Source organism: Halomonas sp. 18071143, assembly GCF_019211725.1.
GTDB classification, from domain to species: Bacteria; Pseudomonadota; Gammaproteobacteria; order Pseudomonadales; family Halomonadaceae; genus Vreelandella; species Vreelandella stevensii.
Genome location: NZ_CP078120.1, coordinates 2,826,406 through 2,835,911 on the forward strand (window position 1 = coordinate 2,826,406; position 9,506 = coordinate 2,835,911).

At 56.4% G+C, this 9,506-nt stretch carries 13 protein-coding genes; 4 read left to right on the top strand and 9 right to left on the bottom strand.

What is annotated here, in order from left to right:
• Nucleotides 1–12: 12 nt before the first annotated feature.
• Nucleotides 13–582 carry a GNAT family N-acetyltransferase gene (locus KVY02_RS13305; RefSeq protein WP_256357494.1) on the bottom strand — a complete coding sequence of 190 codons (570 nt, stop codon included), beginning with the start codon at nt 580–582 and terminating at the stop codon, nt 13–15.
• A gap of 87 nt (nt 583–669) precedes the next feature.
• Nucleotides 670–1,158 (bottom strand): hypothetical protein, encoded by a 489-nt coding sequence (locus KVY02_RS13310; protein ID WP_218313675.1) that lies wholly within the window; start codon nt 1,156–1,158, stop codon nt 670–672.
• A gap of 230 nt (nt 1,159–1,388) precedes the next feature.
• Between KVY02_RS13310 and KVY02_RS13315 the strand changes: the two genes are divergently transcribed.
• Nucleotides 1,389–1,661, top strand: coding sequence for a site-specific integrase (locus KVY02_RS13315; protein WP_256357495.1), 273 nt, complete (start codon nt 1,389–1,391; stop codon nt 1,659–1,661).
• Nucleotides 1,662–1,722: 61 nt separating this feature from the next.
• Here KVY02_RS13315 and KVY02_RS13320 read toward each other — a convergent pair whose 3' ends face one another.
• From KVY02_RS13320 to KVY02_RS13345, 6 genes are all read right to left on the bottom strand, one after another.
• Nucleotides 1,723–2,376 (bottom strand): SDR family oxidoreductase, encoded by a 654-nt coding sequence (locus KVY02_RS13320; protein ID WP_218315092.1) that lies wholly within the window; start codon nt 2,374–2,376, stop codon nt 1,723–1,725.
• A 15-nt stretch (nt 2,377–2,391) separates the two neighbouring features.
• Nucleotides 2,392–3,381 (bottom strand): IS481 family transposase, encoded by a 990-nt coding sequence (locus KVY02_RS13325; protein WP_218313676.1) that lies wholly within the window; start codon nt 3,379–3,381, stop codon nt 2,392–2,394.
• Nucleotides 3,382–3,473: 92 nt separating this feature from the next.
• Complete coding sequence (locus tag KVY02_RS18475) at nt 3,474–3,653, bottom strand: SDR family NAD(P)-dependent oxidoreductase (RefSeq protein ID WP_305729924.1); 180 nt, start codon at nt 3,651–3,653, stop codon at nt 3,474–3,476.
• A 147-nt stretch (nt 3,654–3,800) separates the two neighbouring features.
• Nucleotides 3,801–4,340, bottom strand: coding sequence for a GrpB family protein (locus tag KVY02_RS13335; protein ID WP_218313678.1), 540 nt, complete (start codon nt 4,338–4,340; stop codon nt 3,801–3,803).
• 153 nt (nt 4,341–4,493) lie between these two features.
• Nucleotides 4,494–5,384, bottom strand: coding sequence for an aromatic amino acid exporter YddG (locus KVY02_RS13340; protein ID WP_218313679.1), 891 nt, complete (start codon nt 5,382–5,384; stop codon nt 4,494–4,496).
• Between the two features lie 88 nt (nt 5,385–5,472).
• The gene (locus KVY02_RS13345) at nt 5,473–6,204 is read right to left on the bottom strand and encodes an AraC family transcriptional regulator (protein WP_218313680.1); all 732 of its coding nucleotides are present in this window, start codon (nt 6,202–6,204) and stop codon (nt 5,473–5,475) included.
• 228 nt (nt 6,205–6,432) lie between these two features.
• Between KVY02_RS13345 and KVY02_RS13350 the strand changes: the two genes are divergently transcribed.
• From KVY02_RS13350 to KVY02_RS13360, 3 genes are read left to right on the top strand one after another with little or no spacing between them, the layout of a single operon-like run.
• Complete coding sequence (locus KVY02_RS13350; protein ID WP_081137652.1) at nt 6,433–6,723, top strand: IS66 family insertion sequence element accessory protein TnpA; 291 nt, start codon at nt 6,433–6,435, stop codon at nt 6,721–6,723.
• The gene (gene tnpB / locus KVY02_RS13355) at nt 6,720–7,064 is read left to right on the top strand and encodes an IS66 family insertion sequence element accessory protein TnpB (protein ID WP_004578760.1); all 345 of its coding nucleotides are present in this window, start codon (nt 6,720–6,722) and stop codon (nt 7,062–7,064) included. The genes KVY02_RS13350 and tnpB overlap by 4 nt, the downstream gene beginning before the upstream one ends.
• 28 nt (nt 7,065–7,092) lie before the next feature.
• Nucleotides 7,093–8,202, top strand: a complete 1,110-nt coding sequence (locus tag KVY02_RS13360) for an IS66 family transposase (protein ID WP_256357496.1) — start codon at nt 7,093–7,095, stop codon at nt 8,200–8,202.
• A 19-nt stretch (nt 8,203–8,221) separates the two neighbouring features.
• Here the strand turns inward: KVY02_RS13360 and KVY02_RS13365 are convergent, their stop codons facing one another.
• Nucleotides 8,222–9,418: an IS4 family transposase gene (locus KVY02_RS13365; RefSeq protein WP_058092936.1), complete on the bottom strand. Its 1,197-nt coding sequence runs from the start codon at nt 9,416–9,418 to the stop codon at nt 8,222–8,224.
• Between the last annotated feature and the right edge of the window lie 88 nt (nt 9,419–9,506).

Here is a 9,506-nt window from a genome sequence, read left to right on the forward strand (position 1 = left end):
TAACGCCAGCCATCACGCGCTTGTCGCGTGCATGGCATTGTTATGCAATGTTTCCCATTGCTCCGAGGTCAGTCGGTACAGCCTCACCGTACGACCATGGAATTCCAGGACAGCGAAGCTGGAAAACCCTGCTTTCTCGGCGACCTTCAGCGATGCCACATGCTCAGGCTCTATGATTACTACCACCGAATGAAACGATTTCTTTCCAAAAGCGTAATTCAGAACCGCTCTGGCCGCTTCAGACGCCAGACCTTTATTCCAATAACGCGTGGCAAGTCGATAGCCAAGGTTGATTTCCTCGACATCCGCGACCATTTCTGGCCCAACACCGCAGAAGCCAACAAGTGCAGAATCTTTTTTATCGATCAGTGCCCATGGCCCTACGCCGTGTGACTCGTAACAGGCTAAACACCACTCAATGAATTTGCGAGTAGCTGCCTCATCACAAATGCCACGGACCGAGTGTTTCATCACTTCAGGATCGCTAAGAATTTCGGTCAATGCAGGAGCGTCCCCGAGGGACAAAGACCGTACAATCAACCTCTCCGTCTCACAAATTTGCACCATCGCCTCCCTGTGCATAACGTCTAAGCTAAGCGGCGCGGCGTTAGCCGCGTCCGGTGGAGGCCGAAGGCCGGAACGAACTTGAGCGCCTTGTTATGCGCCGAGCTATTGGCCGAGTAGCATGCTCTTCTGGTCGACATACGCTCTGTCTTCAGCATGTAAAGATTCAATCATATCTCGCATTGCTCTTTCCATTGCGTTAAGAGCAAAATGTAGTTGCTCTGGATTTGTAGCTGCTATAGCTGAGCTAATGCGATCCACGGCACTGATGGCGTCAAAAGTCATTTGAGGGGATGAATATGGAGCCATTTCAAAAGCGGCGCGTCGGACGGCGCCTAAACGTGATAATGCTTGTTCCTTTTCATATCGCGAATTTCTCTCAAAGAATGAGATTAGGTCACTAACTTCTCCTAGCAAGCTCTCGGCCTTTTCTTGATGCCTCCTCCGGTCCTCCGAAAGGGAATATACCTGTAACTTGGTTTGGTCCAAATCAAGATGCATTTTGGTGGTAAGAATGGATGCCAATGCACCAATGAATGCACCAACGAGGCTTGCAACTGCGGCAATGAATGCGATTAGAATTTTTGAGCGCACTTATCTTTCCTCTATAATAGCATAATAGTGATTATACGCCCTGCCATGAAACCTCAATGAACGTGACATCACAATGACTGAGGTTTCATAGCTACCAAATCGAATCTACCTCATTGATTCTACAGCGTGCAAAGAGAATTTTGGCGATGTAGCCAAAATTCGCGGGCTTGCGCGTTTTGCTCACCTCAATAATACTGTTTTTATGAACAGCATTGCTGAGGCATTCTCCCATGAAACTGATGGAACGCGTCAAGGCAACCATGAGGGTCAAGCGCTATAGCTTACGCACCGAAAAAACCTATTGTTACTGGATTCGATTTTACATTTGGTTCAATAATTTACGTCACCCTGCCACCCTAACAGGTCATGAAGTACGTCAATGTTTGGAGTATCTGGCAATCGAAAGGCACATGGCGGCGGCTACACAGAATCAAGCACTCAATGCCATCGTCTTTCTCTCCACTACAGGTGTCGTGTTGCATTTGGTATGGGGTTTGCCATAACACTTTCTGCGTAATCGCACACCGCCGGTGAAAAAACGAGGCCATACAAGTACTAACGACATCATGTCGCAGGCGCTCCAGCGGAACCGGCAAGAATGCCGCCATCAATATTTATCTCAGTTCCTGTTAGGTAGCCAGATTCATCTGAAGCTAACATCACGGCCACACAGGCTACCTCTTCAGGCAAACCGAAGCGCCTAAGCGGTGTATCCTGGACAAAAGCAGCCATATTCGCCTCGCGCTCGGGCCCGTTACCCAGCATCGGCTCCCACATAGGCGTCAAAATGGCAGCGGGGTGGATGGAATTACAGCGCACCTTCAAATTTTGCTGTGCACAGCACAAGGCAACACTTTTAGTATGATTTCGCACAGCTGCTTTACTTGAGGCGTATGCAGCGGCAGTAGGGATACCCACGATGCCAGAACGAGAGGATATATTGATGATGGCTCCCTGTTCCGTGGCGCGCATGGCCTTGATGGCGTATTTGCATCCCAGAAAAACACCATCGAGGTTTGTCTCATGTACCTTGCGCCAAGCGTCTAAGGTTGCGTTCTCAGGATCATGCGTAACGAAGCCATCTTCAAAACCCGTAATACCAGCGTTGTTGACGACGATATCAAGTCGACCGTGTGCGTCGATTATTTTACTGGTAAGCGTTTGCCAGGCAGCTTCATTGCGAACATCCAACAAAGAAAATCGAGCAGACTGACCAATGGATAGCGCTACTTCCTAGCTGTCGGGTCCCGTGTGATTGACCACCCGTTTGGTAAATAACTCAGGCCGCTTGGCCTGCCATTCCTTCATCGCCGTGATCGGCGATTGATGATGCAGCGCTTTCTGCGGTATGTGGTGATTGTACAGCCAGCAGTATCGCTTAAGCGTCTGCTCGAGGTCTTCGCCTGAGGTATAGCGCCGGGTCGCTAGCACGTCGCTGATACGGCCGTTGAAGCGCTCCACCATTCCATTCGTTTGCGGCCTTCCCGGCTTGATCAGGCGGTGCTCAATCCCGTGGGCCAGGCACTCCTGATCGAAGGGATGGCGCCCGCTGGGCTTGCGCTCACCTGCCCGCGTGAAGCGATCCGTAAACGACTTGCCGTTGTCGGTCAGCACCGTCTGAATCTTGAAGGGCACCTTTTTCTCCACCTGATTCATAAACGCCCGAGCATCCTTCGCGGACTGGCTGCCTCGGACCTCCAGGTAGACCCAGCGTGTCGCACGGTCGATGGCAACGTACAAGTAGCGCTTCTGCTCCTCGTCGGGCATTTGAGGCAGGTGCTTAATGTCGATATGCACGTAGCCCGGCTCATAGTCCTTGAAGGGCTTGTGCCGGGGCTTCTCGTCGCCACCGGCATCTTGCCGCGCCAGTTCCGCCAACGTCGGCACCTCACGCCGCTTGAGCATGCGATGCAAGGCAGAGCGCGACAAGCCTTGGCTCAGGAACTCACGCGCCACGACGAGAAGGTCATCCAAGCCGAGGCGCAGGAACTCACGAGCCGTGATCAGCACCTCCTCCTGCTCAGCTGTGAGCGTGGCCAGGAGGTTGTGACGGGTATGCGGTCGGTCATGGACATCGTCGCGGTAACGCCATCGCCGGATGGTCGCAGTAGCGACACCATACTGCCGGGCCAGTTCGCTATCCGTGATGCTGGAAGGCGCTGCCTGGATCTCGGCACGGATCTTCGGTGTCGTCGTCGCTTGTTTATGCAGCTTGATGTTCATGAACCTGTTCCCGGATGAATTGCTGAAGAAGCTCCCTGGCGGCTAGCAGAGGATAACTCTTATAGGCGATTTGATCATCCGGGACCCTACACCTAGCCATTATCCCGATCAATATCCGTGACGTATACGAAAGCACCTTCTGCCGCGAAATGCCGAGCAATCGACTCGCCAATACCCTTGGCTGCTCCCGTGATTAAAGCAATTTTCCCTTCTAGCCTCAAAACCAGATCCTCTTGATATCTAACGTGGCTACTGAAAGCCCGTTTCTGCACCCGTCAGCCATTTACTCATCCCCTATCGACAGATGTCGTCAGAATTGGTGCGGAATATCGTCGAAAAGGCCGCGTCGACCTCTGGCCACTCGATCTTCCAGCGTGGCCAAGAGTCGAACCAGCGCGGGCATTGGGTGAATGGCTCGATCAAGTCGTCCTGCTCAGGACCTCCCGAATGAAATCACCCTTCGCCGCTGTATAGGCCTCCCTATCCGAGCTGAACTCAGCCGCCCATGCCCACTTATTCCGCTCATACTGCTGCGCTATGTCGATATTGCCACGGAGCGCGTCGCGAAACGCCAGTCGCTTTTGCCACTCGTTGCTTTCGTAAACCATCAGGTGCAAGTGGTGGGTACGGCGCCCGTTCGCCCAACGCATAAGCCAGCGCCGCCCCACCAGTGAAGCGTTGTACTCCATGGAGGTGGTGTATTTTGCCTGACACAGCGGCTCCATCAACGCATCAGCGCGCGGCATTGCTTCCACCCCCGCCATGATGTCGATAACAGGCTTGGCAGAAAGGCCAGGCACAGCGGTACTCCCAATATGCTCGATTGCTAAAAAATCGCCAGGGAACAAACGAAGCAGCCGGGAACATTCTTGCTCAAACAGCAACGGCCAAGCATCGTCGTACGGATAAATAGCGACCGGCTCGTTGATGGCACGATTAAGTGACTCTTCTTCGTTCATCGCTCCCCCACCTGTTTATTGGATTTGTAGCGTAATAGAGTATCCACTCAGTTGGTCGACACTGATGATATGCTTGAATGCGCATGAGCAGACCCAAAGAACCATACATGACACATCATCAACGTAGAGGCTACTTTGGACGAGCACAGCGTATTACTTTATCTGTTGCGTTGCTTCTCTCGGTTGAGCCCAACCGGCCACCAACGACCCCAGCACAATGAGCACGCTGGCGCTCACCACGGCGATAGTCGCCTCGCCGTAGCCCGCCAGAATCAGCAGCACCACGGAGATCAGCGGCGCGCTATAGGCCAGGGTGCCCAGTAGCTGGATGTTGCCGTGCTTGACGCCATAGTCCCAGGTGAAGAAGGCAATTCCCACGGGGCCGAGCCCCAACCCCACGACACCCACCCATTGCCGCCAGCCGCTCGGCCATACCGTCTCTTCCCACAGCACATGGCAGCCCAACGCCAGCAGCGCCGTCACGCCGCAGAACCAGCCCACGGCATCGGTCGGCACGCTGCGCACCCACCGGCTGAGCACTGAGTAAGACGACCAGATCAACGCACACGCCAAGGCGACCAGATAGCCAGGCAGGTACCCCCACGCGAATCCACCGGCCTGGCGGCTGATCAACAGCCAGCAGCCCAGCAGAGCCAGCAACGCCCCTACAATAGACTGAACCCGCAACCGCTCGCCCGGCAACAGCGCAGACAGCAGCACGATCAGCAGCGGCCAGAGATAAGCCAACAGGCTGACATCCACCGCTGGCGCCAGTGTCATCGCCTTGAAATAGGCGAAGTGATAACCGAACAAACCACCAACCCCGATACACCAGGCCGCCAACGGCTGTCGGGTATAACGAATGCCCGTATGCCCAGCCAACCCCCAGCGCCCCATCATCAGCAAAAACGCGATGCCGAAGGTCATGGCCATGAGCTGGAACTCAGGAATCTCGCCGCCGGATAGTTTGGTCAACAACGCCAGCGTGCCCCAAAGCAGCACGGAAATGGCCCCGATCCAGGTAGCCGCGTTTACGTTTGGCATGTGGCTATCTCCCCTTACATTCTCTTGATCGCCGTGTCGAAAGAGCGTAATGGAGAGTGCTAACGGGAGCTTTTGCGTTCTAGCGGTATTATGTCGAGAGACGGCGGAAATGGCTGGGCGGTTGACCAAAGTGACGCCGGAAGCGGTCGCTGAACGCCGACAACGATGAGTAGCCCACCGCTTCCGCCACCCGCTGAATACTGAGATCGGACTGCTCCAGCAGCCGCCACGCCTCGTTCATGCGCAGCTCTAGAAGGTACTGATGAGGCGTCGCTCCTACCTGCTGGCTAAAAAGGTCGTTCAACTGGCGAATGCTCAGATGCGCGGCGCTGGCCACCTCGGCCATGGAAACCGGACGATGGAAGTGGTCTTGCAGAAACTGTTGCGCGGCATACACCCTTCGGTCCAACTGCAATCGGCTACCATGGCGCTCCTGCAACAGCTGTATCAGCAATAGCAGCATGTGATGCTGAGTCGCCTGCACGCCCGCCCCGCCCACGGCCTGGGCATGCAGAAAATGAACGTAATGGCGCAGCGCCGCATCCAGCTCCACGAAATTCGGTAGCCTATCCAGGGAAGGAGCCAACCGCTCGGGCACATCGACCACCAAAAACCGATTGCCCGCCGTGGCCGCAAACCCATGGCTGCTACCTGACGGAATGATCGCCGCTCGCTGTTGCGACACCTCTCCTGCCTTGGCATCGATAGTAAGAAACAGCGTACCGGCCAAGGGCAGCACCAGCTGATGATGATCGTGGGCATGCCGCGTCACTTCATCATCGTAAGTGCGTATGTGCAGAGCGGTATCGGGATGTCTCATGGTCTTACTCAAGAGTGGTGGGCACTTCGGACGGTACCTTACCATCGGTTCTTATCGTCTTCCGCTACCAGCGCCAATAATGCCTGGGCGTTTAATTCGAGACCGCTGGGGGCCAAACACCGAGTACGGACAGCAGGTAAAGTGTAAGCGTTCATTCCACGACGTTCTGCCACCCTGCTGAAAATCGCCCTACAGTAACCTCACACTTTCCAACACGAGGTTACCCCCATGAGAAAGCACCGTACACCCGAACAGTGGCAGGCCCTGGTTGATCAGCAGCGTGACAGTGGTCTGTCAGCTTCGAAGTTTTGCAAACAAGAGAGCATCGGTTACGCCAGTTTCTGCAACTGGCGCAAGCGTCTGTCCGATCCGTCGACCAATGATTCGGCAGGATCCAGTGAGGCCAGTTTTCTGGATTTGTCGTCACTGATGGGCTCGTCGCACTCCTCCGTCCCAGGCTGGCACATTGTGCTCAGCCTGGGTAATGGCGTTGAACTCCGGCTGAGCCAGCACGGATGATCGGACTCGATAGCCAGGCCCGGATCTGGCTGTGCACCGAGCCCACCGATATGCGCAAATCGTTCCGGGGCCTGAGTGCCCTGGTTCGGAATCAGTTGAAGCACGACCCGCTCAGCGGCCAGTATTTCGTCTTCGTTAATCGTCGCAAGACTCAGATGAAGATGCTGTATTTTACGACCACCGGTTACTGCCTGTGGGCCAAGCGCTTGGAGCAGGGGCAGTTCCGGGTGCCATTATCTGCCTCGGGGCAGCGAGCCCTGACCCTGACGGATCTGCAACTGCTGATCGATGGCATTGAGGTGCAGAAATACCGCCAGTTCAAGCGTTTTCGAGGGGTATAGAAGACGGACTTCCGGTATAATATCGGCCATGAATTCAACGGCTTCCACTACCTCTTCCAACACGCCTTCTTACTCGGCTCTGGCCGAGGAGAATGCATTGCTGCGTGAACAACTTCAGGTCATGCAGCGGCAGTTGGACTGGTTCAAGAAGCAGCTGTTCGGTCCCAAGTCCGAGAAGCAGGTGTTTGACCTGCCTGGGCAGGATAGCCTGTTCGCGTCGGATGACGCCCCGGTTCCGGCGCAGCCGCCGAAAAATGAGAAGCGCACGGTTAAAGCCTATCAGCGTGGCACTGGCAAGAAACAGCGGGACGACGACTGCCTGAACGACACCGGCCTGCGCTTTACTGCCGATGTGCCAGTGGAAGTCATTGAGCACCTGCCGCCAGAGCTGACCGGGCCGGAGGCCGACCAGTACGAAGTGATCGGTAGCAAGACCACCTACCGGCTGGCCCAGCGGGCCTCCAGTTATGTGGTGCTTAAGTGCGAACGCCCGGTGTTCCGACGAAAGGGGGCGGAGAAGCCGGTGACGACTCTGGCTCCGTTCAACGTGCTGGACAACAGCCTGGCCGACGTCAGCCTGCTGGCCGGGCTGCTGGTGGACAAGTTCCAGTTCCACCTGCCGCTGTATCGTCAACACCAGCGCATCCAGCAGGCCGGTATCACCGTCAGCCGCAGCACCCTGACGAACCTGGTCAAGCGTGCCATCGACCTGCTGCGCCCCATCGTGGATGCCCAGACCGACAACGTGTTGCGCAGCCGGGTGCTGGCGATGGATGAAACGCCCATCAAAGCCGGTCATCAGGGCCGGGCTGGCCCGCAAAAGGGCAAGATGAAAACCGGCTGGTTCTGGCCGTTATACGGCGATGCCGACGAGGTGGTGTTCACCTACTCGAACAGCCGTGGGCGTGCCCATATCGAAGAAGTACTCAGCGAATCGTTCAGCGGCACCCTGATCAGTGACGGCTACGCGGCCTATGCCCGCTACGCTGCCGCTCAGGAGAGCGTCACCCATGCCCAATGTTGGGTGCATGGTCGTCGTTATTTTATCGAAGCACAGAAAGATCACCCGGAGACCGTCACCGACGCGCTGCAACAGATCGCCAAGGTGTACCGGAATGAAGAGATCATCAAAACCTGAGGAATCCCCACGAACTTTGCTATCCATCGCATAAGGCCTGCTCTTTGACTTCCCCTTGGAGGCTCGTCAGAACTGTCTTCCAAGAGGGCCATGGGACAGCACCGACACAATGACGTCGCAGCCACTCCAGTCCCAAACGCCACACGGAGAGAACGTTCCGATGACGGATCGTGTTGCTCTGGTAGCGTCGCTGTTGCCCGCTGTCTCGGACTTGAAGACCGGCAACCATCACCACGACATTGGCCAGCATCGCGATCAGCAGCAGGATTTCGATCCGCTTGCCTTGGCGAGACTGATGCATGCCGAAGCCCAGCCCGAACTGGGGACTCTTGACGTCGCGGAAGCCCTCTTCAATCTGCATGCGCTGCCGGTAAATGGCCACCAACTTGTCCGCCAGCGTTGAGCGCGCCGGTAGGTTACTGACCAGCACCCAGGGCTCCTTCTGGCGCTGGGCAATCGCCCGGCTGCGGCTGTCCTGGGAGACCTGTCCGCGCTTGTTGCGATGCTTGCGCCCCTGCGGCGGCCGATGGTAGAGCACCATGCGGGTGGTCAGTGGATTGCTCTCAGCAATTTGCACGGAACCCAGCGCCCGCGGTACCGATGTCGCTTGCGGAAACAGGTCTGACACAGGTTGCCACGCCTGCCCTGGCAGCTGGCAGCGAACCGGGCTACGCACCCGGCCGACGTAGTACCAACCACGTGCCTCAACCGCCTCGAACCAGGGATTACGAAAGCCCGCATCGGTGACCAAGATCGGCGTGGCGTTGTCAGGCAGTATCTCGGCCAGAGCGGCCAACAAGTATGCCTCACAGTGTTGGCAGCCATCCTTGTGGTGGACTTTCTCGAAGATTGGCAGCGAGCGCCCGGCAAAGGGCACCGCGGCGCGCAGCAAGAACCGTTTGCCACGGTCATCAATCGGCGACCAGTCCACCAGAATCAGCGGGCGGGTCATGTGGCCAATCAGCAGGCTGGCCACGAGCCAATAGAACAGGGGACGCTCCTGATGCAGGTGAGGGTTGCCCAGCAACCGATCGACTCGCTTGATGGTGTGCTTGGTAGCCACTGGCCCTGGCAAGGCACGCCCCAGGGCGGTCAAGCCCAGGCGGCGCTCGCCCAGCAGGGCACCCACCGTGTCGAGCAGCGCCTGCAGGCGCTTGGCATGGACCAGGGGGAGTGATGAGGTCAGCAGAGTATGTAAGAATCGAGGGGCCTGCATGGGTCTCCTTAGGCATATTGTTGGTTTGGCGATTAACAACATGCCGACCCATGCAGGCCTTTTCAATCATATCATCCTGATTTTCTTA

Coding starts and splice junctions, on each gene's coding strand:
- KVY02_RS13305 (WP_256357494.1), bottom strand. CDS start 582: ATGCACAGGGAGGCGATGGTGCAAATTTGTGAGACGGAGAGGTTGATT.
- KVY02_RS13315 (WP_256357495.1), top strand. CDS start 1,389: ATGAAACTGATGGAACGCGTCAAGGCAACCATGAGGGTCAAGCGCTAT.
- KVY02_RS13325 (WP_218313676.1), bottom strand. CDS start 3,381: ATGAACATCAAGCTGCATAAACAAGCGACGACGACACCGAAGATCCGT.
- KVY02_RS13335 (WP_218313678.1), bottom strand. CDS start 4,340: ATGAACGAAGAAGAGTCACTTAATCGTGCCATCAACGAGCCGGTCGCT.
- KVY02_RS13340 (WP_218313679.1), bottom strand. CDS start 5,384: ATGCCAAACGTAAACGCGGCTACCTGGATCGGGGCCATTTCCGTGCTG.
- KVY02_RS13345 (WP_218313680.1), bottom strand. CDS start 6,204: ATGAGACATCCCGATACCGCTCTGCACATACGCACTTACGATGATGAA.
- KVY02_RS13350 (WP_081137652.1), top strand. CDS start 6,433: ATGAGAAAGCACCGTACACCCGAACAGTGGCAGGCCCTGGTTGATCAG.
- tnpB (WP_004578760.1), top strand. CDS start 6,720: ATGATCGGACTCGATAGCCAGGCCCGGATCTGGCTGTGCACCGAGCCC.
- KVY02_RS13360 (WP_256357496.1), top strand. CDS start 7,093: ATGAATTCAACGGCTTCCACTACCTCTTCCAACACGCCTTCTTACTCG.
- KVY02_RS13365 (WP_058092936.1), bottom strand. CDS start 9,418: ATGCAGGCCCCTCGATTCTTACATACTCTGCTGACCTCATCACTCCCC.